Source organism: Actinosynnema sp. NPDC023587, assembly GCF_040640215.1.
Classification (GTDB): Bacteria; Actinomycetota; Actinomycetes; order Mycobacteriales; family Pseudonocardiaceae; genus Actinosynnema.
Genome location: NZ_JBFABG010000003.1, coordinates 445677 through 469237, shown reverse-complemented (window position 1 = coordinate 469237; position 23561 = coordinate 445677). Strand labels below are relative to the sequence as shown.

Here is a 23561-nt window from a genome sequence, read left to right as displayed (position 1 = left end):
CGGGTGACCGGAACCCGCGCCCGGCTCACCGCTCCAGGAACGGCCGCAGCAGGTCCGGCACCGCCTCCTCGGCCAGCGCCAGCCCCTCGGCCTCGCCCACGTCCACCACCTGGTAGGCCCCGTCACCCGCCGCGGTGGTCGCGGCGATCGTCACCAGTCCGGCCCGGCGCTGGAAGAACGACCGCGACACCTGCCAGCCGATGATGCCGGTGCGCTGGAGCGCGAACGTCTCCCGCACCGCCGAACCCCGCCGGGCGACCAGGTACCGGTCGGTCAGCGCGTGGCCCAGCGAGCGGTACCGGTCCCAGCCCAGCAGCGCCGAGAACGGCACCAGCGCCAAGGCCACCTGCCACGTCCAAGCCGGCGCGAAGAACGCCAAACCGGCCGCGAGCACCAGCAGCGGCACCACGGCGCGCACCATCCGGCGGCGGAACGCGGCGGCCGGGTGCCGGCGCAGCGGGGTCGCCGTCGGCGGCGGCGTCTGGCGCAGCACCTCCGCCGTCACCCGGTGCGCCTCGGCGACCGGCGCGGGCGGCAGCAGCAGGTTGCTCTCGCCCTTGCGGCCCAGCCCGGTCGTCACGGTCTTGGCGTGCGCGCCGCGACCGGCCCTGAGCAACAGCGGTTCGGCGATCTCCACGCCGCGAAGCCGTTGCTCGGCAACGGAAACCGACCGGGTGGTCAGCAAGCCGCGACGCACCCGGACGGTGTCGTCGGGCTCGCGGGTCAGCCGGTAGCCCCAGAACTGCACCACGTACACGATGACGGACCCGAACCCGGCGATCACCAGCACCACGCCCGCCACCAGCCCCGCGGTCAACCCGACCGGCTGGTCCACCACCCAGTGCGCGGCGTCGGTGAGCGGCCCGAGGACCTCCACCTCCAGTTCGCGCGCGAAGTTCGCCGTCAGGCCGAACAGCGCGCCGACGGCGACCAGTCCGGACAGCGTCAGCGGCGCGAACCGCAGCCACCGCGCGTCCCAGACCGACAGCTCGACCCCGGTGCGCTCCTCGGCGGGCTCGTCGGCACCGGCGGACTCGGGCACCACCTGCGTGAGCAGCAGGACGCGCAGTCGTTCCGCCTCGGCCGACGACACCGCGTCGAGCGTCAGCCCGTCCTCGCCCGGCTGGTCGCGCTGACCGGTGCCCACCCGGATCGCGGACAGCCCGAACAGCCGGTGGCCGAGCTTCGCGGTCAGGTCCACGGTCCGGATCCGGTCCCGGGGCACGGCCAGGCGCTTGCGCACCAGCAGACCGGTGTTGATCTCCACCTGGTCGGCGGTGATCCGGTACCGGGTGGTGATCCAGCGCAGCAGCCCGAACAGCACGATCGCGACGATCACGCCGACGCCGGCCAAGACGCGCCAGGTCTCGCCCTTGCCCAGCACGAGCAGGCCGACGAACACCGGCACCAGCCCGATGATCTCGTTCAACGGCCGGACGACCAGCATCCGCACGTCCAGCCGGTGCCAGTCGGGGACCGGTTCGACGAACTCGGGGGCGGCGGGGAACTCGGGGGCGGCGGGCGGCTCGGGAGGCAGGTCCGGTGTCACGTCGCGTCCCCCGGCGTGGCCTGCGTGGTGCTGGTCAGCTCGTCGGCCAGCCGCACCGCGTCGGCGTGGTCCAGGCCCTCGATCAGCACCGGGCCGGCTGCGGACGCCGTCGTCACGGTCACCGTCGACAGGCCCAGGAGCTGCTGCAACGGGCCGCGCTTGGTGTCGACGGTCTGGATTCGGGACACCGGCGCGATGCGCCACTCCTGGTTCAGCCAGCCCGCCAGCGTGTACACCGCCTCCGGCGTGGCCTCCCAGCGGTGCACCCGGTACCGCCAGCGCGGCATGACCAGGGTGTGCGCCGCGCCGACCGCCAGCGTCGCCACCACCGCCACGACCTGCCACGGCGAGCGGGCGAACACCAGCGCCACGAGCTGCGGCACCAGCAGCACCGCCCACCCGATCAGGGCGTTCAACGTCCACAGGGTGATCGACTTGCGGCTCACGCGGTGCCGCGGCGCACGCAGGCGCAACTGATCGGTGCTCACCGGGTCCACAATGCCCCAAGGCCGGACCCGCGCGGACGCGGACCCGGCCCCGGGGGCGCGTGACCTACGGCGCGACGTACGGCGGCATGAAGATGTCCGTCGAGGTGCCTTCACGCTGCACGTCCGCGCTCGCGGGTGCGGCCAGGACGACGCCGAGCCCGGCGCAGAGGGCCACGACGGCGAAGATCCTGCGGATCGCGTTGACAACCATCGTCAAGCTCCATTCGTTGGTAGCGGCCTGGAGGAGGGCGACGACCGGGTCGTCGCCGGGTGGCCGGCCGGGCCGGCGCGTGGTTCGGCGCTCGGCTGCGCGCGGCACGTCGGCGGCGTCGGACGCCGTCCGGCCGGTGCCCGGCCGGGTGAGTGCCGCGGTGGGGTGAGCCGGAGACGCCGCTCGGGGCGGCGGACGGGCCGCGCGCCGGCCGTCCGCCCGGTGCCGGAGGTGGCCGGGGCGCGGCCGTGCGGCGGGGCGGGCGCTCGTCGCCACAGGGCGACCTCTCGCGGGCTCCAGGGCCCACCGACCACCCGCATCGCACTACCGCCGCTTCGCCAGGGGACGCAGGGACAAGCGTCCGAGCGGAGCATGACACACAGGTGTCGTCCGGCTCATCACCCAGTTCTGTCGCACCGAAATAGGCAAAACCCCCGAGCGGGACGTTCCGGTTGTCGTGAACGTCCCACCATCGGCGGCAGCGGGACGGCCGTTCGTCGGGTTGCGCGTCTCAGCCCGTGGAATTGTCGACGAGGTCCACCCACCACACCGCGGCCCCCGCGCGGTCCCGCACGCCGATGGTCCGGTAGATCCGCTGGAGGTGGTTCTGGACCGTCTTCGGCGAGAGTTCCAACTCCTGCGCGATGGCCGTCGTGCTCGCCCCGCCGGCGACCCGCCGCAGCACCTCGATGCCGCGCCTGGTCAGCCCCGCCGCCAACGCCCGCGCGATCCGCCGGTTCACCTGCTCGGCCGAGGACGACGTGCGCAGCGGCGGTTCGTGCCGGGGCGCGCGGACCACCGTGTTCTCCCGGCGCGGCTCGAACCGGTGGTGCGCCAACTGCTCCACCAGTCGCGCGGACAGGTCGTGCTCGCGCATCCGCAGCAGGTCGCGGCCTTCCTGGAGCTCCCACAGCCGGTACTGGTCGAGCTGGGCGCGGGAGTGGCGCAGCGCGACGCCGAGCTGCCCGGCCCGCTCGTGCGCGACGCTCAGCGCGCCGTGCGCCCGCACCGCCACCTCGCGCGCCAGGCAGCTCATGGCGAGCTCGGCGGCCTGGGTGAGCTGCCGGATCTGGTCGACCGGTCGCCCCCGCGCGCCGTTCACCCGGGCCCGCGCCATCAGCAGCTCGGCCCGCAGCACCGGCCGTTCCCGCCCGGCCAGGAGCTGGTCGGCCCGCCGGCAGGAGCGCAGCGCGCGGTCCAGCTCGCCCAGGTCCAGCCGGACGTGCGCGAGCAGCAGGTTCACCCGCGCCATCCGCACCGGCTCGTCGAGGTTCTTCCACTTGTCCCGGACCTGCGCGCACAGCGCTTCGGCCCGCCGCAGCTTGCGCACGCACGGCTCGCCGTCCGGGCTGCACCGGGTCGCCTCGGCCCGGATCATGCAGTGCTCGTGGTACTGGGTGCGCATCAGCGCCGCCTGCTCGAACAGGATGGAGCCGATCAGCTCGGCGTCCCCGGTCAGCTCGGCCAGCCCCAGCGCCCGCGCCAACGAGTGCAGCGACCGTTCCCGCGAGTCCAGCCGCAGCTCCACCACGGCCCGCGAGAAGCTGCACCACGCCTGGAGCAGCACGTGCCGGTTGGCGGAGGCGATCTGCTGCACCCGGTCGATGGTGTCCAGCGCGCCCGGCAGCAGCCCGCGCTTGCCCAGGGCCACCGACTGGGCCAGCACGCCCTGCGCGACGCCCTCCGCGTCGTCCAGCCAGGAGAACGCCGCCACCGCCTTCTCGGCGAACTCCATCGCGTCCCCGGGGCGGCCCTCGTCCAGGGCCATCCGCGCCTCGCGCAGGTTCGTCATCGCGGTGGCGCGAGGATCGGCCGCTCGCTGAACGGGAATCGTCATCCGGTCCACCAGCCCCCTCGAAGGCCGAAGGATACCCACCCGGGCCCGTGGGGGGAACGGGCCGGTGCCACCGCCCGGTGGACTCCGGAACCCGTTGCGGCACCACGGGAATCACGAACAGCGCGGATCAGTTCTCCGGCGTCCCCGACGCGTTCACCACCGCGTCGCGCAGCGCGGCCCGCAACCGTCCCACTTCCAGGGGCGTCAGCACGGCGGCCTCGCCCGGCGGCACGCTGACCACCACGTGCCCCTGGCTGACGAACACGGTCATGTCACGGCGACGGGATGCGATGTCGCGACAGGAGATCTGCCACTCCTGGCCTGTACCCACGGCGCTGAACCTCCAGCTTTCTCGTCACGGGTGCTCGGACCGACCCGGGCGCTCGCGGGAGTGAGACGCACGCGGGTCGGTGCCATGACGGGAGGACCCGCCGGACGACCGTGCCGAGCTGGCGACAGCGTCGCACGGAGTCATCGCTCCGGTCAGCTAGACGGGTGAAAAAGGGCTGAACCGCAACGGATCGTGATAATCGACTCGGCCCCTTCGAGGGTGTGCCGCTCGGCACCGCCGACGGGCCGAAACGCTGGTACGAGCGGGACTTCTCGCGAATCGCGCTCCGTCGAACGCCGTCCGGGCGTCGCGGTCACCGAGTTCCACCTCGGCGAACGGGTGATCACGAACGTCGCCGGAACGACCCGTTCGTACCAGCGCCGGTCCTGGTCACCCGCGCCGCTCCCGGACCTCGCCTAGAGGCAGGAACCGGTGTCCGGTCGGTGGTCGCACAGGATCAACCGCTGCAACAACGCCCGCAGGACGCGCGCTTCGGCCGGTTCCAGGACGGCGGTGAACTCGGCCTCGACCCGCACGTGGAGCTGCTCCACCTCGGTCTGGACCGCGCGCCCCCGTTCGGTGATCACCGGCACCCGGACCCGCCGGTCGGCGGGGTCGGGCTCGCGCACGACCAGCCCGGCCCGCTCCAGCCGGTCGAGCTCGGCGGTCAACGTCGTCTTGTCCAGCCCCAGCGCCTGGCCGAGCGCGAGTTGCGTGCGCCGGAACTCCTCGCTGACCAGCGCGCTCAGCACGAGCTGCCCGCGAGTGGTCACGCCGTGCCGCGCCGCCGCCTCCTGCGCGAGCGAGCCCAGCTTCTGCGCGGCCCGGTGCAGCAACCAGTTCAGGTCCGACCGGGTCACGCAACCGGGGTCGGCGGGCGCGTCCATGACCCGAATCCTACGCCGGCGGCAAGAACTTCCGAAATGAGAACATCTTGACTCGGAACGACTCGACCAATATGTTCTTGAATAAGAACTTCTCAGGAGGGAACACCATGGGACTGCTGCACATCGACTCCAGCGTGCGCACCGGGGGCTCGGTCTCCCGCGAGGTCACCGCGGCTTTCGCGACCGCGTGGCGGGAGGCCCACCCGGACGCCGGCTACACCTACCGCGACCTGGCCGCCCGACCGCTCCCGCACCTCGACGGGATCGCGATCGACGCCCGCCGGACCACCGACCGGCACGAGGTGGAACGGGAGCTGGTGGCCGAGCTGACCGCCGCCGACACCGTGCTGATCGGCGCGCCGATGTACAACTTCGCGCTGCCCTCGACGGTGAAGGCCTGGCTGGACTGGGTCCTCGTGCCCGAGCTGTTCGCGGACGAGGAGACCGGCGTCGGCGCGCTCTCCGCGAAGCGCTTCGTCGTCGTCACCGCCCGGGGCGGCTCGTACGCGCCCGGCACCCCGCGCCACGACGCCGACTTCCAGGAGCCCTACCTCAGGTTCGTGCTCGGCCGGCTGGGCGTGGACCGGGCCCTGGAGTTCGTCCACACCGAACTGACCCTCGCGCACTCCGCGCCGAACCTCGCGCAGTTGCGCGACAAGGCTGACGAGTCGCGCGAAGACGCCCACCGCGCGGTCCGCGAGCTGGCGCTCGCCTGACCGCCGCTCCCCGGTCGGGTGCCGCCGACGTCGCAGGTCACCTGATCGGGTTCCGGGTCCGCGCTGTCACACTGGGCGGGCGCAGTCCCCGGAGGTGCGGATGTCCGAGCCCATTGCCGCCGTCGTGGTCCGGGCGGCGGAGCTCACGGCCCGCGGCTTTCCGGCGCGGGCCATCGAGCTGCTGCGGCCCGCGCTGGCGGCCCACCCCCGGCACGCCGAGGCGTGGTGCCGCCTGGCCGCCGCGCACCTGGACGTCGGGCAGCCCGACCCCGCCCTGGACGCCGCCAAGCGCGCGCTCGTGCTGGACGGCGACCACGCGTGGGCGCAGCGACTGGCCGCGTTGGCGCTGAGCGAACTCGGGCGGCACCCGGAGGCCGTGGTGGCGGCCCGGGAGTGCGTGCGCCGCAAGCCCGGCGACTGGCGCTGCCACGTGGTGCTGGCCGAGGTGCTCTCGGCCTCGCCGGACACCAGGCGCGAGGCGGTGGAGGTCGGGCAGGAGGCCGCCCGGCTCGCGCCGACCGAGGCGCGCGCCTTCCAGGTGCTCGGCGACGCCGCGCTGCGGGTCCGGGACTGGGGCACGGCCGAATGGGCGTACCGGGGCGCGCTGCGGCTCGACCCCGCCGACGAGGACGTCCGCGCCAACCTGGCCACCGTGCGGCGCAAGCGCGCCGCCGCACCCGCGCCGCCCGCGGGCGACGCGTTGACCGCCGCGCACGCGCTGGTCTGGCCCGCACTGTCCCGCCTGGCCGTGCTGCTGGTCGCGGGCGGGATGCTGTTGCTGCTGGCCGGGATGCCGAAGCCGACGCCGTTGCTCGGGTGGTTCTCCGGGGTGCTGGTCGTGGGTGTCTGCGCGATCGTGCTCCAGTTGCTCGTGCGCGCCCGGCGCGGCGTGCGGCGGGCGCTGTTCGCGCTGCCCCGGCACCGGCCGAAGGTGGCGGCGGCCGGGACGATGTTCGCGCTGTCCGCGCTGGTGCTCGCCGGGTGGACGGTCGCGCTGCTGCTCGGCGCGACCACCATGCAGCCGCTGGTGATCGCGTGGCTGTGCGCGCTGGTCGGCGGATCCGTCGTCGTGCTGGGCCGGGGCCGCTAACCTGGGCGTGGAGAGGAGGGCCGGCCGCGATGCGACTCATGCTGCTCCTGGCGTTGATCGCCGGTTTCGTCGTCGTCGGCCCCGCCCACCGCGACCCGGTGGACCTGATCTCCGTCTCGTCCACCGCCGACGCCGCGCACCTGCCCGGCACGGCGGCCCGCGTCACCGCGCACCCCGTGCAGCAGCAGGGCCACCTGGGCCAGCCGCTGGACGGCGTGCAGCCGCCCGTGCACGTCCCACCCGCGCCCCGCCCCGCCGAGGACGTCCTCGACCCGACCCACCGCGCGCCCGAGCGCACCGGCCAGGCACCCCTCGGCGAACGCGCGCCGCCCGCAGACCTCCGGTAGTCCGGCTCACCCGCACCCCGACCCCGGAGGTCACCTCGCCATGCCGCGCTCCTCAGCGCGGCGGGAACTCCTCACCCGAGGGCTGTTGTCCCTCGGCGTTCTCGTCGCGTCCGCGTTCATCCTGCTCACCAGCCAGCCGCGCCTCGGTCTCGACCTGCGCGGCGGCACCCAGATCGTGCTGGAAACCCCGTCCGAGGCCACGGCCGACAACACCGACCGGGCGCTGGAGGTGCTGCGCCGCCGGATCGACGAACTCGGCGTCGCGGAACCCGTCCTGGCGCGCTCCGGCGACCACCGGATCGTCGTGGAACTGCCCGGCGTGCAGGACCCGGCCGAGGCCATCGACGTGCTCGGCCGCACCGCGCAGCTCGCCGTGCGACCCGTCACCGGACCCGGTGACGTGCCCACCGGCGACGCCGGCGACCTGGTCGCGCTCGGCCCCGTCGCGATGACCGGCGACGGCATCAAGGGCGCACAGGCGTCACCCAACCAGCAGGGCGCGGGCTGGCTGGTCACCGTGGAGTTCCAGGGTGACGCGCCGGCCACCTGGCAGCGGGTGACCGGTGAAGCCGCCTGCTTCGCACCCGGCGACCCGCAGCGGCGGGTGGCGTTCGTGCTCGACGGTGAGGTCGTGTCCGCGCCGCAGGTCGACCCGTCCGTGCCCTGCCGGACCGGGATGATCGGCACCAGCACCCAGATCACCGGCAAGTTCGCCCAGGCCGAGGCCCAGGAGCTCGCGCTGGTCATCCGGTCCGGCGCACTGCCGGTCCCGGTCGAGGTGGTCGAGCAGCGGACCGTCGGCCCGACGCTCGGCGCGGAGGCCATCGAGGCCAGCAGCCGGGCCGCCGTCGTCGGCGTCGCGCTGACCGGGCTGTTCCTGATCTTCGTCTACCGGCTGGCCGGGCTGATCGCGGTGCTCGCGCTGGTCGGGTACGCGGGCCTGTCCTACGCGGCGCTGCTCGCGATCGGGGCGACGCTGACCTTGCCGGGCCTGGCCGGGTTCGTGCTCGCGATCGGCATGGCGGTGGACGCGAACGTGCTGGTCTTCGAGCGGTCCCGGGAGGAGTACGCCCGCCGCAAACGCTTGCCGCGATCCGTGGACCAGGGCTTCAAGGGCGCGTTCAGCGCCGTCGCCGACTCGAACGTGACCACCCTGCTCGCGGCCGGGCTGCTGTTCTGGCTGGCCACCGGGCCGGTCAAGGGGTTCGGCGTCACGCTGTCCATCGGTGTGATCGCGTCGCTGTTCAGCGCCCTGGTGCTGACCCGCGTGCTGCTGCGACTGGCCATGCCGCTGCTGGAGCGGCGACCGGCGTGGAGCGGCCTGCACGACCTCGGCCGGGTGCGGACGTGGCTGACCGGTCGCGGCATCCGGTTGTTCCAGCGGCCCCGGCGCTGGCTGCTCGCCGCCGGTGCGGTGCTGCTCGTGGCGCTGGCCGGGCTGTTCGTGCGCGGTCTGGAGCTGGGCGTCGAGTTCACCGGCGGCCGGATGATCGACTACACCGCGTCCGCCGTGGACGCGGGCGCGGTGCGCGCCGAGCTCGCCGCGGCGGGCTTCGGCGACGCGGTCGTCGCGACCTCCGGCGACACCGGCGTGTCCGTGCGCACCGGTCCGATCGACGAGGCGGCGGCGGCCCGCGTCGCCGCCGCCGTGGACCGGGCCACCGGCGGGGCGACGCAGGTCAGCAACGAGTTGATCGGGCCCAGCCTGGGTGCCGAACTGCGGCGCAATGCGGTGATCGCGCTGGCCATCGCCGTCGCCGCGCAACTGGCGTACCTGGCGGTGCGGTTCGACTGGCGGCTCGGCCTGGCCACCGTGGTCGCGCTGGTCACCGACGTCGTCGTGCTGGTCGGCGCGTTCGCGTGGATGGGCAAGACCGCCGACGGCGTGTTCCTGGCCGCGCTGCTGACCGTCATCGGGTACTCGGTCAACGACTCGGTGGTGGTGTTCGACCGGGTGCGCGAACTGCGCAAGACGCGGCAGAAGGACCCGTACGCGGACGTGGTCGGGTCGGCCGTGCTGCAAACCGTGCCGCGCACGGTGAACACGGGGATCGGCGTGCTGTTCGTGCTCGCCGCGCTGCTCGTGCTCGGTGACGGGTCGCTCGCCGACTTCGCCACCGCGCTGCTGGTCGGCGTCGTGGCCGGGACCATCTCCACGATGTTGACGGCGGCACCGGTGGCGATCGCCTTGCACCACCGCGCCCGGGGCCGCCGATGAGCACGGGCCACGCGCTGCTCGCGGTCGGCGGGACGTTCCCGGCGGCTTAACCGTTCGGAGGTGGTGCAGCGCGCGGAGGGTGGCCTCGATCGAGCGATGGGACGAGGCCACCGATCGGCTGCGTCGACTCCGGGAACCGCCGTCGAGGCCGGGACTTCGAGGCAGCGCTCCGGTTCCGGGTCCTGGAAGTCGCCCGGCTGCGCGTGATTGCGGCGGCGGGCGCGCGGGCGGAGCATGACCCGCACAGGACGGCCGCTGTGGAGGACGGATGACGGGCTTCGCTGCCTACCAGAACGAGATCTACCTTCAAGGACTGGCGGGCACCCTGCCGCCGTTCACCACCGACCCCGAGGGGCTGGAGGCGTCGGCCCGGGAGCGGCTCGGGCCCGGACCGTTCTGGTACGTCGCGGGTGCGGCCGGGGGCGGGAGCACGGCTCGGGCCAACCGGGAGGCGTTCGACCGGTGGCGGATCGTGCCGCGAATGCTCACCGACGCCACCCGGCGGCACCTCGGGGTGTCGGTGCTCGGGACGCCGGCACCCGCTCCGGTCCTCCTCGCGCCGCTGGGGGTCCAGTCGATCCTGCACCCCGAGGGCGAGCTCGCGACCGCCCGCGCGGCGGCCGAGCTCGGGGTGCCGTTCGTGCTCTCCACGGCCTCCTCGCACACGATCGAGGACGTCGCCGAGGCCGCCGGTGACGCGGCGCGCTGGTTCCAGCTCTACTGGCCCGACGACCCGGACGTCTGCGCGAGCATCCTCGACCGCGCCCGGAACTCCGGCTACCGGGTCCTCGTGGTCACGCTGGACACCTGGACGCTCGCCTGGCGACCGCACGACCTCGACCAGGCCTACCTGCCGTTCCTGCGCGGCGTGGGCACGGCGATCCCGTTCTCCGACCCGGCGTTCCGCGCGGGGCTCGCGGCCCCGCCCGAGGACGACCTGCCGAAGGCGATCCTGCGCTGGGTGCGGCTGTTCACCGGCACCGACAGGTCCTGGGACCAGTTGTCCTTCCTGCGCGAGCACTGGGACGGACCGATCGTGCTCAAGGGCGTCCAGCACCCCGACGACGCGCGCAAGGCCGTCGACGCGGGCGTCCAGGGCATCGTCGTGTCCAACCACGGCGGACGCCAGGTCGACGGCGCGGTCGGCTCGCTGGACGTGCTGCCGGACATCGCCGACGCCGTGGGGGAGCAGGTCGAGGTGCTGTTCGACTCCGGCATCCGCTGCGGCGCGGACATCGTGAAGGCCCTCGCCCTCGGCGCGAAGGCGGTGCTGGTGGGACGGCCCTTCGCCTACGGGCTCGCGCACGGCGGGCAGGTCGGCGTGCGGCACGTGCTGCGCGGCCTGCTCGCCGACTTCGAGCTGACCTTGGCGCTGTCCGGGCACCGCAGCCCGGCCGAGCTCAGCCGCGAGGCGCTGCGTCCCCGCTGAGCTGCCGCAACCGGCTCTGCAAGGTGGCGAAGTCGGCGGGCTGCACGGTGATCCACGGGGTCCCGTCGCCACTCGTCGACTTCGCCGACACGTACCGGCCGGTGGTCGTGTCGAAGAACGTCAGCGGCGCGGTGCAGCGCTGCTTGCGGCCGAACCGGTCGCGGTGGGCGGCGTACAACTGGCCGCCGCCGGTCCGCTGCTCGGCGAGCAGCCTGCGAACGGTCTGGGCTTCCGCGACGTGCGCGCCGGTGGGCCTGCTGGACTGGAGGAACGAGCCGCCGTCCTCGTCGTTGAACCGGGGGCGGTGCGGCTTGTCCTCCAGCGCGTCCACGGGCAGCGACAGCACGCCGCCCCGGCCCGGTTTCGCCTCCGGCAGCGCCGACACCAACGACTGCACGGCGTCCTGCGCGCGCACCGGCTCCAGCACGAAGTGCTTGTCCGGCCGGAGGACCACGCGCAGCGCGTCGTCCCCGGACCGCACCACGAGCGCGGTGCGCGTGCCACCGCCGTCCTGGTTGAAGAACGCGTAGTACTCCGTGCCGGCGTCGGCGATCAGCCGCAGCGACGTCGCCAGGTCGGCGTGCACCTGCCGGCCGCGCGCCAGGCCGAGCCGCTCCAGCTCGGTCCACGCCCCGCGCGCCAGGTCCGCCAGCCCGCCCACGTCGCCCTCGGCCACGCGCTCCTCGTCGAAGTCGACGTCGGTCAGCAGCGCGTTGTGCAACGTCGGCAGGCCCTCGGCCTGCCACGCGGTGTAGAGCGCGACGACGGGGATCGTCACCTTGGTGCGCAGCACAGTGCCCCTCACTCCCCGATGACCGGCGGGGCCACCATCGTGCCGTCGTCGAAGAGGTCGTCCGCGCCCTGGAGGTACGAGGCGGACTTGTGCTCGGTGTCCTCGTCGCCCTGGCCCTTGCCGGCCCCCGCACCGCCCATGCCACCCATGCCGCCCATGCCCGCACCGGCACCGCCGCGACCGGCCGCACCGGCACCGCCGGGTCCGGCACCGCCACCGCTGCCGCCGGGACCGAAGCCGCGCTCGCCGGGCATCGCGCCGGACGTGCCGCCGGGCCCGAAACCGCCGGGACCGAAGCCCCCCGGGCCGGGCAGGCCGGGCATCCGCCCGCCGGGACCGCCGCCGCCACCGGGACCGCCGCCGGGGATGCCGCCCGTGCCGCCGCGCCCGCTACCGGAACCGCCACCGGGACCACCGGGACCGGACGCGCCGGGCACCCGCACGGGCGGCCGGTTCGGGTTGGCGGGCGGGGTGGGGTGGCGGGGCAGGTTCGGGTTGTTCGGATTCCGGGGGTTGCGGGGGTCGTTCGGGTTGCGCGGGTCGTAGGGCAGGCGCGGGTCGAACAGCGGGAACCTCGGGTCGCCGGGCGGCGGGGGCTGGACGCGCGGCGGGTCGACGGTGGCCGGCGGCAACGTCGGCCGGTCCGGCACGTCGACCGACGACGTCCGCGTGGTGCCGTCGTCACGGCCGGGCGGCACGGTCGGCTCGCCCCACTGCTTCTTCGTGCCGTCGTCGCCGTCACCGCCGTCACCGCCGGGCGGGTCGTCGTCGTCCGGGCCCTTGGGCTTCACCGGGCGCGGTTCCCACGGCAGGAGCGGCGGCGGTTCGACGATCGGCGGGTCGATCCCGTCGTCGATGCCCGCGCCGATCTCGTCCGGGGACTGGAACGTCGGCATCGACGCGCCGGCCGCGTTCGCCGCCGTGCCGTAGGCGCTGAGCACCCGCACGTTCCGGGAGTTGACCTCCTGGCTCTTCTCCACCGCGTCGTCGTAGTCGGTGTCCCACGGGACGCCGTCGTTGTACCAGGGCTTGTCCGGCACGGCGACGGGCTTCTCCACCGAGTCGCGGGCCAGCCGGAACGAGTCGCTGATCTCCGACGTGCTCGCGCCCGCCGACCGGGCGCTGCTCCCGGCCGCCTCCGACCAACTGGCCAGCGGCGAGGTCGACGCGCGGGCCTGGTCGCCCGCCGCGCCCTCCCAGGACGCGCCCGAGTCCCGCACCGCCTTGTTGATCAGGTAGGCCACGTCGACGTGGTCCCGGTTGACCTGCTCCCAGTCGCGCTGGGCGGAGTCGGTGGTCCGCTCGGGGCCGGTGCCCTCCCGGAACCAGCCGTAGATCTTGTCCGCGCCGATCCCCATCTGGAGCAGCGCGAAGCCACCGAGGTCCATGTCCACGTCGCCGGCAGGAGCCATCGCTACCCCTTCAGGTTCCCGACGATCGTCGTGGCCACCCGCTCGGTGGTGCCACAGGCGTTGTCGTCGTTGAGCTTGTCGTTCTTGCCGATGTTGCCCTGGACGAGGACGGCTTCCTCGTCGGAGGTGCCGAACGCGGTGCTGCAATTCCGCTTGCCGTCGGCGCTGTCGTACGAGATCGCGGGCCGGCCGGCGATCGTGGTCTCCCTGGCCGTCGCGAAACCGGCCTTCGTGTTGCTGATCAGGTCCTCGATCGAGGTGCCCTCGACCAGGAACGTGATCTCGAAGGTCGAGTTCGCCAGCACGTCCTTGCCCTGGTAGGTGCAACTCGGGCCCTGCGAGCCGGTCAACTCGGGCTTCGCCTCGCGGAACGTGGTCAGCGCGGACTGCTGGGCCTGGGTCAGGATGGTGCACGGGCTCGTCAGGTACTCCTGGATGTCCAGGCCCGAGCCGCCGCCGGCCGGCTTGCCGGAACTCGTCGTGGCACCGGCCCCCGTGGTCGCGTCCGGTGCCCGGGTCGGGGTGCCCGTGGTCGACGTGCAGGCGGCGAGGGCCGTGACGGCCACTCCCGCCACCAGGACCGCGCGGAAAGTGCGAATCAACGAATTCAGCCCTTCGGCTTCAGTGCGTCGGCGGCTGCCGAGTCCGTGGCCCGGTACTCGTCCAGCGCCTGCTGGATGTTCGAGATCGTTTTTTCCAGCGTCTGCTGCGCCTTCAGGTTGGCCCAGCCGTAGCCGCCTTCCTCGTCACCCGCGGTCTTGCGCAGGGTGAGCGTGGCGACTCCGCTGTAGACGTCCTTCCCCGGCGAGTTCGCGGCGGCGATCCGCTCGGCCGTCCGCTTCGTTTCGAGGAGCTTCTCCAGCGCCTCTTTCAAGCCGTCGATCAGCCGTTGTGCCTCGCCCGGCTCGACGAAGAACGTGGTCCGCGTGGACACGAAACCCGCGCCGGGCCCCTTCGCGACCGTGTCGGCCACGAACCCCAGCTTCCCGCCACCGCCCCCGGCATCCAGCATCGCTCGCGCCCCCTCACGCCAGTCGGGGATCAATGATGGCACGGCGATCGGAGCACGTCCGGTGGTTCAGCGCGTTTCCCCCGGCCGGGGACGATGTCCGTTTCGTTCAAGACCGGCGGGTCGGGCGGTGCCTAAGGTCGGAACATGATCGAAGCAGCGAGGTCCTTCGTCTGGCACCACGCCCGCGTGCTGGAGCAGCGGCGGTTCTCCTTCCTGTTCGACGGCGGTCCGGCGGAGCCCGTGGTGACCGCGATCGCGGCGTACCGGAACGACGACGGCGGATTCGGGCACGCCCTGGAGCCGGACGGGCGCGGACCGTCCAGCCAGCCGCTGCACACCTACACCGCGGTGAAGCTGGGCCACGAGGTGGGCGACGACCGGTTCGCGGCCGGTGCCGCCGACTTCCTGGCCGGCGTCGCCAACCCCGACGGCGGGGTGCCGAACTGCCTGGCCACCTCCCGGGACCACCCGCGAGCGCCGTGGTGGCAGGTCGCCGAGGACAGCGACCTGCTGATGACCGCCCTCGCGGCGGGCGTCCTGCACGAAGCCGGCGTCGAGCACCCGTGGCTGGACCGGGCCACCGGGTACTGCTGGCGGCGGATCGACGAGCTGGCCGGGTCGCACCCCTACGAGATCGGCGCGTGCGTCCAGTTCCTCCAGCACGTCCCGGACCGCGCGCGGGCCGGGGCGGCGGCGGCGCGGCTGGGTGCCCTGGTGCGCGCGAAGGGCTTGGTGGACCTGGGCGACGGGCAGCGGACCGAGGGGTACGCGGCGGGGGAGACGCACAAGCCGCACCACTACGCGGCCACGCCGGACAGCGTCGCGCGGCCGTGGTTCAGCGACGCGGAGATGTCCCGCGACCTGGACGAGCTGGCGGCGGCCCGGCAGGACGACGGCGGCTGGACGTTCCCGTGGCCGGCGTGGACCCCGGTCACCGAGTTCGAGTGGCGGCCGATCGTGACGATCGAGGCGCTGCTGACGCTGCGCGCCTACGGCCGGATGAGCTGACCCAGCGGCACGCCGGCGAGGTCCTTCACCTCGCGGGACAGGTGCGCCTGGTCGGCGTAGCCCGTGCGGTGGGCGATCTCGGCGAACGGCACGCCCGTCCACGCCAGCTTCACCGCCCGGTCGAACCTCAGCACGCGGTGCAGCGTCTTCGGGCCGTAGCCGAACGCGTGCAGGCTGCGGCGGTGCAGTTGCCGGGTGCTCAGGCCCAGGTCGTCGGCGAGCCCGGCGACCGGCGCGGCGGTCACCGACGCGGCGATCGCGCCGGCCAGCGGGTCGGGCGGGGCGGCGCGCAGGCGGTGCCGGGCGGCGTCCGCGAGCACCGCGCCCGGGTCGTCCGCGCCGGCCAGGGCGTCCTCCAGCGCCGCCAGGTCGTCCCACAGCTCGGCCAGCGGCACCCGCTGGTCGCGCAGCACGTGCGCCGGGACGCCGAGCGCGGCCGGCCCGACGCCCGGCCCGAACCGGACGCCGACCACCCGGCCGGGACCCAGCTCGGTGACGTGGCCGACGGTGTCCGGGCCGGCCACGAACAACCCGCCGTCCGGGTACCGGATGATGTCGGTGCGGCCGTCCGGCACGACCCGGCCCGACGACGGGTGGTCCGACGTGCGCTCCCACACGCAGTCCAGGCCGGCGGCGGGGCGCTCCCGGTAGGTGCTCACGGCCGGGCCGGGGTCGCGCGGGCGTTGCCCGGCTCCCGGCCGAGCCGGACGTCGACCTCGCCACCCGGACGCCACACACCACTGCCGCCGCACGCGTCGTAGCCGCCGGTGGGTCCGCAGAACTGCGCCATCACCACCCACAGGCCCAGGCTCGCCGCGCGGCCCATCTGCTGCGCGATCCGCCCTTCGGCACCGGTGGCGTACAGGGCGCTCACCACGTACACGTCCGCGCCGCCGGCCGACACCTCGTCCGCGTGCGCCGGCACGGCGGCGTCGTAGCAGATCGCGAGCCCGAGCAGCAGGCCGTCCACCTCCAGCAGCAGGTGGTGACCGCCCGGTGTGAACAGGTCGGACTCGGGGCCGTGCAGGTGGCGCTTCCCGTAGTGGCCCAGGGTGTCGCCGTCCGGTCCGATCACGACGGTCGCGATGAGCGTGCCGGCCGGGGTGGACAGCGGCGCGCCGACGAGCGCGAACGCGTCGTGCGCCGCGCACGCCTCGCGGATCGGCGACCAGCGGGGGTCGTCCTCGGTGAGCGCCGCGCCGGGGTCGAGCCGGTAGCCGGTGAGGGAGAGCTCGGGGAACACGCAGACCCGTGCGCCGGCCTCGCCGATCAGCCGGGCGTGGTCGACGGCGTTGGCGTCGAGCCCCGGGCGCGGGGTGGTCTGGATCGCGGCTACCCGCACGGCACCAGCCTAACGGGGGTGCGGTCCTCAGGGCGCGAACCGCACCCGGTCCAGGCTCACGTAGGCGGCCGGCTGACCGCTGGTGAAGGTGAGGTGCACGTCGTGCGTCCCGGTGGTGCCGGCGATGTTCGCGGGCACCGTCCGCCACGACTGCCAACCGCCCGTGCCGGCGATGGCGAAGCTGCCCACCGGGGCCGCCGTCGGGCTGTCCAGGCGGATCTCGACCAGACCGCTGACGCCGCCCGTCGCGCCGGACGCCACCCGGGCGAGGAACTGGCCGGCGGTGCCGGTGCCGAAGCGGACGTCCGCGAAGCGCAGCGAGTCGCCGTTCTTCAGTTTGCCGACGGCCTGGCCGCCCCCGGTGACGTCCTCCAGGACACCGCCGGAGCGCGCGGTCGCCTGCTCGGCCTCGATCTCGGCGTACGCGTCCCACCCCGTGCCGCCGGCCGTCCAGACGCCCACGTAGTCGACCAGCATCGAGTGGCCGGGAACCGTTGCGGGAGTGGGGGTCCGACCGGCCAGCGCGTCCGGGAACGCACCGCCGACGGCGAGGTTGAGCAGCACGAAGTAGCCGGCGTGCGAGGTCATGGCGTGCCAGGTGCCCGCGCCGATCTGGTTCTCGTTGACGCGGTGGAACTGCCGGCCGTCGACGTACCAGCGGAACTGCCGAGGGCTGACGCCCTCGTCCCACTCGAAGCGGTAGGTGTGGAACGCCGACTGGCAGGACGTGCCGGGGCACGCGCGGCTCCCGCCCAGGCCGGACGCCTCGCGGCACGGGCCGCCGGGGTTGACGCCGCAGTGCAGCACGCCCCAGACGGAGTCGAGGCCGTTGACGTTCTCCATGACGTCGAACTCGCCGATGGCGGGCCAGTTCCAGTAGTTGCCGCGGAAGGGGGAGCCGAGGGCCCAGAACGCGGGCCAGTAGCCGAGCGCGGCCTGGCCGGTGACGTTCGGCAGCCGGATGCGGCCCTCGATGGCGAGCTTGCCGCCGGCGGGCGGGCGGAAGTCGGCGCGGCGGGTCTCGACGCGGGAGGACGTCCAGTTGCCCGCGCCGTCGCGGAGCGCGGTGATGCGGAGGTTGCCGCTGCCGTCGAGGCCGATGTTGCCCGGGGCGTCGGTGTAGCGCTGGACCTCGCCGGTGCCCCAGTTCGCGGGACCGCCGGGGTAGCCGTGGCCGAGGTCGGGAATCCAGTTCGCGGCGGCGGGCGGGCTGTTCGCCGGCCCGGTGAAGTCGTCGCTCCAGCGCAGCGCCCAGCCGGGCGGGGTGGGCGGGAGCGAGGCGTCGGCCGGGGTGCCGGCGACGACGGCGGCCGGAACGGCGGCGAGCAGGGCGGCGGCGGTGGCGAGCACGCGCCGCGATCGGCTGGGTGCCATGCGCGGGTGACCTCCTGTCACGGGTCCTGCGCGGTGACGCTGCGGACAGTTCATGAGAGCGATCCCACGCCGGGGACTCAAGCGCCCGAAGGGACGAATGCCGCCGTCGGGGCCGGTTTCCGCTCGTCCGGCCGGCTCATCCTCCGGCGCACCGGGCCGGGTGGCACGGGCGACGGGCCGTCGAGGAGGCGGCTACTTCGCGTCGGCGTAGCTGTCGACCGGGGTGGCGTTGATCGGGAAGCGGACCGGGGTGTCGCCGAAGACCAGCCGGGAGGCTTCGGCACCGGCGGCGGTGATCTCGGCGCACACGACGTCCGCCACCTCGGCCGGGCTGTGCACCAGGACCTCGTCGTGCTGGAAGAACACCAGGTGCGCGGCCGGCGCGGACTGGTGCAGCCGCCGCCGCAGCGCGCCCAGCAGGGCCGCCGTCCAGTCGGCGGCGCTGGCCTGCACCACGAAGTTGCGGGTGAAGCGGCCCCACTCGCGGGCCACCCGGCGGGACTGGCGGGCGGCGTCCTCGCCCTCGTCGGCGTTGCCGGTCGTCTCGTGCCACGCCTGCGACGGCGGCGGGCTGGTGCGGCCCAGCCTCGACCGGACCACGCGGCCCTGCTCGCCGGCGGTCGCGGCGGCCTCCACGTAGCCGACGGCGTCCGGGAACCTGCGGCGCAGCACGGCCAGCAGCGGGCCCGCCTCGCCGCTGGTGCCGCCGTACATCGCGGACAGCATGGCGATCTTGGCGCGGCCCCGGTCGCCGTCGAACGCGTCCGCCGCGACGTTCGTGTACAGGTCGTCGTCGCCGGAGACCTCGATCAGCCGCCGGTCGCCGGACAGCGCCGCCAGCACGCGCGGTTCGAGCTGGGACGCGTCGGCGGCCACCAACCGCCAGCCCGGGTCCGCCAGCACGGCGCGCCGCAGCGTGCGCGGGATCTGCAACCCCGCACCGCCCCGGGTCGCCCACCGCCCGGACACCACGCCGCCCACCACGTAGTCGGCCCGGAACCTCCCGCCCGACACCCACTGGTCCAGCCACGACCAGCCGTGCGCGACCCACAGCCGGGCCAGTTCCTTGTACTCCAGCAGCGGTGCCACGGCCGGGTGGTCCACGTCCTTGAGCACCCGCGCCCGCGCCGACGGGATCTCGATGCCCTCCCGCCCGAACGCGCGCACGATGCCCGGCGGGTGGTCCGGGTTCACCGCGCGACCGCCGAACGCCGCCGTGATCCGGTCCGCCAGCTCGGCCAGCCGGCCCGGCCGGGCCCCGCCGGCCGGACGCGGGCCCAGCAGCTCCACCAGCAGGTTCTCGTGCACGTCCGCCCGCCACGGCAACCCGGCGTGGGTCATCTCGGCGGCGGCCAGGGCGCTCGCGGACTCGGCGGCGAACAGCAGCCGCAGGCGGTCGGCGTGCGGGAGGCCGGCCACCACCCGCCGGTGCTCGGCGTGCACGGCCACGACCGCCGCCAACGGGTCCTCCGCGCCGGGCAGGGGCCCGCGCTCGGGCTCGAACAGCGTCGGCCGGGTGTCGCGCTTGCGCGGGCCGTGGTCCTCCGGCACGGGCAGGCCGCGCAGCCGCGCCACGGCCGCGCCCAGCTCCCGGGGCTCCCGGTGCCTGCCCTGGTGGGCCAGCAGCAGGGCTTCCACGTGGTGGAGGTCGAGGCAGCGCTCGACCCGCACGCCGCGCGCCAGCAGGTCGGGGTAGACCTCGGCGGTGGCGGGCCACAGCCAGCGCGGGCGGGCGCGCTCCAGCTCGGCCACCGTCGCCGCCAGGTCGGCCGTCTCCACCACCGGGCCCTCAGGCACCCCGGCGTCGGAGAGCAGCCGGACCTGACCGGCGTTCTCCGCGTGTGACACCAGGGCCGCGAGCACACCGTGAATTGTGCACCGGGGGTACGACAGTCCCGGACCGGTCGGCCGCGACGCGGCGTCCGGACCTGCCGGTCCGGGGCGGTGGCGTTCTCCCCGACCCCGGGGACCGGTGCGCGGGGACACCCATTCGTGGCACGGGTTGGCGGGCAGTATGTGCGCCGTGGAACGGATCCTGTCCCCCGGCGAGCTGCTGGACGCCCGGCACGAGGTGGCACCCTTCCACGGGCGGGTCCGCGAGTCGGCGGCGGTGGCGCGGTGGCGGGACGGGGCCGAGCCGGCGTCGCTCCTGCTGCTGCACGGCCCGTCCGGCGTGGGCAAGACCCGGTTGGCCGGCCTGTTCGCGGACCGCGCGGTCCGGGTGGTGGACGACGCGGAGCTGCTGCCGTGGCCGGAGCTGTCCCGGCTGCTCCAGGAGCCGGTCGGGCGGGCGCGGGTGCTGCTGGTGGCGCGCGAGGCCGGCTGGTGGTGGTCGGCGGTGCGCCAGCGCGCGGGCGACCTCGACTACGCCGCGGCGGACCTGGCGCTGACGCCGTGCCCGGACCAGCACGCCGCGTCGTTCGCGTCGGCGTGCGACCGCTTCGCCGACTTCCTCGGCCGCCCGCGCCCCACCGCGCCGCCGCCGGCCGCCGACACCTTCCACGACCTGCACCTGGCCGCGCTCGCCGCAGTGCTCGGCCGGCCCGCCGACGACCCGGTCGACCTGGTGCGCCGGCTGTCCGACGCCGACCCGGCCGGGCCCACCACCCGCCGGCTGGCGGAGGACGTGCTGGCGGTGACCCTGCTGGACGACCGGATCGAACCCGAGCGCACCCCCGACGCCCTGGAAACCCTGCTGCGCGTCGCCCGCCGCCGACCGCACGCCCTGCGCCGCGCCGAGGAGCTGTTCGCCGCCGAACCGGAGCTGGTCGCGCTCGTGGGCGCGGTGCCGCTGACCGTCCTGGCCGAGCGCCCGGAGCCGGCGAAGGCCATCGCGCGCCAGGTGTTCCACGACCCCCGCTTCCACGGCGACGTGCTGCCCGCCGTGCTCACCCGCACCCTGCTGCGGGACCGCGCGCCGCTCGCGGCGAAGCCGGAACTGGCCGAGCTGCACGGGATGCTGGGCGCGCGGGCCGCGCTCGCCGGGCTGCGCGAGGAGGCGGTGGAGGCCGCCCATGCCGAGGTCGCGCTGTACCGGGAGCTGGTCGACGAGGAGCCGGGGGAGTACCGCCCGGCGTTGGCGGACGCGGTGGGGGACCTGGCTCTGCGGCTGGTCGCGGTGGGCCGCCAGGGCGCGGCGCTGGCCGCGTCGGAGGAGGCCGTGGAGCTGTGCCGGGAGGTCGCCGACGACGACGAGGAGTGCACGCCGCAGCTCGCCGCCGCGCTGGACCGGCTCGGCCTGCGGCACGCCGCGCTGGGCCGCCGGAACGAGGCGCTGGGCGCGGTGAGCAAGGCCGCGCTGCTCTACCAGGAGCTGCACCGGCTGCACCCGGCGCTGTTCGGGCTGGACTTCGCGAAGGTCACCCACCACCTCGCGGTCCGGCTGTTCGACGTGGACCGGCAGGTCGAGGCCGGGGACGCGGCCCAGTGGGCGGTGCTGCGGTGGCGGCAGGTCGCGGACGCGGACCCGCGCTACGAAGCCGAGTTCGCCCGCACGCTGACCTCCGTCGCGGCGCTGCTGTCGACGTTCGGGCTGCCCGAGGAGGCCGCGTCGGCGGCCCGCGAGGCGATCACCGTGCTGCGCCGGCTGGCGGCGGCGAACCCGCGCGACTTCGAACCGGCGCTGGCCGCCGCGCTGGCGCACCTGGGCGCGCTGCTGCACCGGCTGGGCCGGACGGCCGACGCGCTGGCCGCGTCCCGGGAGGCGGTCGGCGTGTGGCGGCGGGTGGACGACGCGGGTCTCGCGGCGGCGCTGGGGGAGCAGAGCGACCTGCTGCCGGGTCCGGCCCGGGTCGCGGTCGCCGAGGAGGCGGTGGAACTGCTGCACCCCTTGGTGATCCGGTCCCCGGTGCACCACCAGGTGGACTTCGCGGTGGCCCGGTCGCGGCTGGCGCGGCTGCTGCTCGACGAGGGCCGGGACGGCGAGGCGCGGCGGATCGCGGACGAGGAGCTGGCCGTCGGCCGGCGGCTGCCGCGCCGGCTCCTGGTGACCGGCGGCGGCCGGCTCGCCGCGGCGTGGCAGGCGTTGGCCGACGCGCTGACCGCCGCCGGGCACGGTGGGCCGGCGCTGGGGTTCGCGGTGCGGGCCGCCGGGCTGTGGCGGGACCTGGTCGGTCGGCACCGGGGCGCGTCGCTGGGCTACCCGCTGGCCGTGCACCGGGAAGCGGAACTGCTGCGCGACCACGGGAGCCCGGAGGCGCTGCCCCGCGCCCGGCAGGCGGTGCTGGCGTGGCGGCTGACCCGGACACCGGACGAGCTGGCGGCCGAACTCCGCTACGCCGAGAGCCTCTCGCTCTACGCGCGGTTGTGCGCGGAGGCGGGGGAGGAGCTGGACCGGGCGCTGGCGGCGGCGCACCACGCGGTGCTGGTGCTGCGCGACGGGCGGGCCGCGCCGGACCGGTTCGCGCACGGCGTGCGGGCGGTGGAAGCCGTGGTCCGGGCGCACCCCGACCCGGGAGCCGCGCGCGCCCGGACCCGGGCGATGGTCGCCCGGGACTGGCCGTCCTCGTGACACCTGTCAGGTCCCGGCGTCCGACCCGCCGGTCCGGGCCCGGTGCGGACGTCGCGATCCACACCGAACCCGGTGTCGTGCTCCTAGCCCTTGGTGAGCATGGCGCGCAGGAAGAACGCCACGTTCGCCGGGCGCTCCGCCAGCCGCCGCATGAAGTAGCCGTACCACTCGTCGCCGTAGGGCACGTAGACCCGCATCCGGTTGCCGTCGGCGGCCAGCCGGCGCTGCTCGTCGGGCCGGATGCCGTAGAGCATCTGGAACTCGTAGCTGTCCTTCGACCGCGCCGACGCCAGGTCGGCGGCGATCGCGATCAGCCGGGGGTCGTGCGAGGCGACCATCGGGTAGCCGTCGCCCGCCATCAGCACCTTCAGGCAGCGCACGTACGACAGGTCGACGTCCCCCTTGTCCTGGAACGCGACCGAGGCCGGCTCCTGGTACGCGCCCTTGCACAGCCGGACCCGCGACCCGGCATGCGCCAGGTCCCGGCAGTCCTGCTCGGTGCGCTTGAGGTACGCCTGGAGCACCGCGCCGACCCACGGGAAGTCCACCCGCAGTTGGCGCAGGATGCCCAGCGTCGAGTCGGTCGTGGTGTGGTCCTCCATGTCGAGGGTGACCGTGGTGCCCACGACACCTGCGGCGGAGCAGATCTTCCGCGCGTTCTCCAGGGCGATCTTCTCGCCGTCGACGGGCAGGAACTGGCCCACCGCGGACAGCTTGACCGACACCTCGGCCCGGTCCGCGTAGCCCGCGTCCTGCAAGCGGCCCAACAGCGTCAGGTACGCGTCGACGGTGGCGGCGGCCTGCGCCGCGTCCCGGGTGTCCTCGCCGAGGTGGTCGAGGGTGACCAGGCGGCCGTCGGCCAGCACCTCGCCGGTGGTGGCGATCGCGGCGGTCACGTCGTCGCCGGAGATGAAGCGCTTGACGACCGGCCGGGTCAGCGGCGTGCGTTCGACGAGCCCGCGGATGGCCCCGGATCGCGAGGCGGCGAGCAGTGTGGAGCGGAGCAT

At 74.8% G+C, this 23561-nt stretch carries 22 protein-coding genes; 7 read left to right on the top strand and 15 right to left on the bottom strand.

The features are described from left to right. Positions 1–25: 25 nt before the first annotated feature. From AB0G01_RS10995 to AB0G01_RS10970, 6 genes are all read right to left on the bottom strand, one after another. The gene (locus AB0G01_RS10995; protein ID WP_360942594.1) at positions 26–1549 is read right to left on the bottom strand and encodes a PH domain-containing protein; all 1524 of its coding nucleotides are present in this window, start codon (positions 1547–1549) and stop codon (positions 26–28) included. Then, positions 1546–2037, bottom strand: coding sequence for a PH domain-containing protein (locus AB0G01_RS10990; protein ID WP_360942592.1), 492 nt, complete (start codon positions 2035–2037; stop codon positions 1546–1548). Before AB0G01_RS10990 ends, AB0G01_RS10995 begins: the two co-directional genes overlap by 4 nt. A gap of 64 nt (positions 2038–2101) precedes the next feature. Next, positions 2102–2248 (bottom strand): hypothetical protein, encoded by a 147-nt coding sequence (locus tag AB0G01_RS10985; RefSeq protein ID WP_360942590.1) that lies wholly within the window; start codon positions 2246–2248, stop codon positions 2102–2104. Positions 2249–2759: 511 nt separating this feature from the next. Next, complete coding sequence (locus tag AB0G01_RS10980) at positions 2760–4085, bottom strand: LuxR C-terminal-related transcriptional regulator (RefSeq protein ID WP_360942588.1); 1326 nt, start codon at positions 4083–4085, stop codon at positions 2760–2762. A gap of 127 nt (positions 4086–4212) precedes the next feature. Next, on the bottom strand, positions 4213–4356 hold the full coding sequence (locus AB0G01_RS10975; RefSeq protein WP_360942586.1) for a hypothetical protein: 144 nt from the start codon (positions 4354–4356) through the stop codon (positions 4213–4215). Positions 4357–4832: 476 nt separating this feature from the next. Beyond that, positions 4833–5303 carry a MarR family winged helix-turn-helix transcriptional regulator gene (locus tag AB0G01_RS10970; RefSeq protein WP_360942583.1) on the bottom strand — a complete coding sequence of 157 codons (471 nt, stop codon included), beginning with the start codon at positions 5301–5303 and terminating at the stop codon, positions 4833–4835. A gap of 107 nt (positions 5304–5410) precedes the next feature. Between AB0G01_RS10970 and AB0G01_RS10965 the strand changes: the two genes are divergently transcribed. From AB0G01_RS10965 to AB0G01_RS10945, 5 genes are all read left to right on the top strand, one after another. Further along, on the top strand, positions 5411–6019 hold the full coding sequence (locus AB0G01_RS10965; RefSeq protein ID WP_360942580.1) for an NAD(P)H-dependent oxidoreductase: 609 nt from the start codon (positions 5411–5413) through the stop codon (positions 6017–6019). Between the two features lie 100 nt (positions 6020–6119). Continuing rightward, complete coding sequence (locus AB0G01_RS10960) at positions 6120–7109, top strand: tetratricopeptide repeat protein (protein ID WP_360942577.1); 990 nt, start codon at positions 6120–6122, stop codon at positions 7107–7109. A gap of 29 nt (positions 7110–7138) precedes the next feature. Further along, positions 7139–7456 carry a hypothetical protein gene (locus AB0G01_RS10955; protein ID WP_360942574.1) on the top strand — a complete coding sequence of 106 codons (318 nt, stop codon included), beginning with the start codon at positions 7139–7141 and terminating at the stop codon, positions 7454–7456. Between the two features lie 40 nt (positions 7457–7496). After that, a complete protein-coding gene (secD, locus tag AB0G01_RS10950) occupies positions 7497–9674 on the top strand; it encodes a protein translocase subunit SecD (RefSeq protein ID WP_360942571.1) in 2178 nt (725 codons plus the stop codon). Between the two features lie 268 nt (positions 9675–9942). Beyond that, complete coding sequence (locus AB0G01_RS10945) at positions 9943–11103, top strand: lactate 2-monooxygenase (RefSeq protein WP_360942568.1); 1161 nt, start codon at positions 9943–9945, stop codon at positions 11101–11103. On the opposite strand, the gene AB0G01_RS10940 is transcribed toward AB0G01_RS10945, so the two are convergent. Genes AB0G01_RS10940 through AB0G01_RS10925 form a run of 4 tightly spaced genes read right to left on the bottom strand, consistent with a single transcriptional unit; the run spans position 11075 to position 14320 of the window. Further along, positions 11075–11896, bottom strand: coding sequence for an ESX secretion-associated protein EspG (locus AB0G01_RS10940; protein ID WP_360942565.1), 822 nt, complete (start codon positions 11894–11896; stop codon positions 11075–11077). The genes AB0G01_RS10945 and AB0G01_RS10940 overlap by 29 nt on opposite strands. A gap of 8 nt (positions 11897–11904) precedes the next feature. After that, complete coding sequence (locus AB0G01_RS10935; protein ID WP_360942562.1) at positions 11905–13308, bottom strand: hypothetical protein; 1404 nt, start codon at positions 13306–13308, stop codon at positions 11905–11907. Positions 13309–13310: 2 nt separating this feature from the next. Then, positions 13311–13910, bottom strand: coding sequence for a DUF3558 domain-containing protein (locus AB0G01_RS10930; protein WP_360942559.1), 600 nt, complete (start codon positions 13908–13910; stop codon positions 13311–13313). A 5-nt stretch (positions 13911–13915) separates the two neighbouring features. After that, positions 13916–14320: a hypothetical protein gene (locus AB0G01_RS10925; protein WP_360942556.1), complete on the bottom strand. Its 405-nt coding sequence runs from the start codon at positions 14318–14320 to the stop codon at positions 13916–13918. A gap of 144 nt (positions 14321–14464) precedes the next feature. On the opposite strand from AB0G01_RS10925, the gene AB0G01_RS10920 reads away from it, so the two are divergent. Beyond that, a complete protein-coding gene (locus AB0G01_RS10920) occupies positions 14465–15328 on the top strand; it encodes a hypothetical protein (RefSeq protein ID WP_360942553.1) in 864 nt (287 codons plus the stop codon). Here AB0G01_RS10920 and AB0G01_RS10915 read toward each other — a convergent pair. The 4 genes from AB0G01_RS10915 to AB0G01_RS10900 form a co-directional block, all read right to left on the bottom strand. Continuing rightward, positions 15310–15987, bottom strand: coding sequence for a helix-turn-helix domain-containing protein (locus tag AB0G01_RS10915; protein ID WP_360942550.1), 678 nt, complete (start codon positions 15985–15987; stop codon positions 15310–15312). The two genes, AB0G01_RS10920 and AB0G01_RS10915, sit on opposite strands and share 19 nt — an antisense overlap. Then, positions 15984–16670 carry a carbon-nitrogen hydrolase family protein gene (locus AB0G01_RS10910; protein ID WP_360942547.1) on the bottom strand — a complete coding sequence of 229 codons (687 nt, stop codon included), beginning with the start codon at positions 16668–16670 and terminating at the stop codon, positions 15984–15986. Before AB0G01_RS10910 ends, AB0G01_RS10915 begins: the two co-directional genes overlap by 4 nt. 27 nt (positions 16671–16697) lie before the next feature. Further along, entirely contained in the window at positions 16698–18044 is a 1347-nt protein-coding gene (locus tag AB0G01_RS10905; RefSeq protein WP_360942544.1) for a carbohydrate-binding protein, read from the bottom strand. 192 nt (positions 18045–18236) lie between these two features. Next, positions 18237–19907 carry a bifunctional 3'-5' exonuclease/DNA polymerase gene (locus tag AB0G01_RS10900; RefSeq protein ID WP_360942541.1) on the bottom strand — a complete coding sequence of 557 codons (1671 nt, stop codon included), beginning with the start codon at positions 19905–19907 and terminating at the stop codon, positions 18237–18239. 160 nt (positions 19908–20067) lie between these two features. Between AB0G01_RS10900 and AB0G01_RS10895 the strand changes: the two genes are divergently transcribed. Continuing rightward, positions 20068–22554 carry a hypothetical protein gene (locus tag AB0G01_RS10895; RefSeq protein WP_360942538.1) on the top strand — a complete coding sequence of 829 codons (2487 nt, stop codon included), beginning with the start codon at positions 20068–20070 and terminating at the stop codon, positions 22552–22554. A gap of 83 nt (positions 22555–22637) precedes the next feature. Here AB0G01_RS10895 and AB0G01_RS10890 read toward each other — a convergent pair whose 3' ends face one another. Beyond that, positions 22638–23561 carry a proline dehydrogenase family protein gene (locus tag AB0G01_RS10890; RefSeq protein ID WP_360942535.1) on the bottom strand — a complete coding sequence of 308 codons (924 nt, stop codon included), beginning with the start codon at positions 23559–23561 and terminating at the stop codon, positions 22638–22640.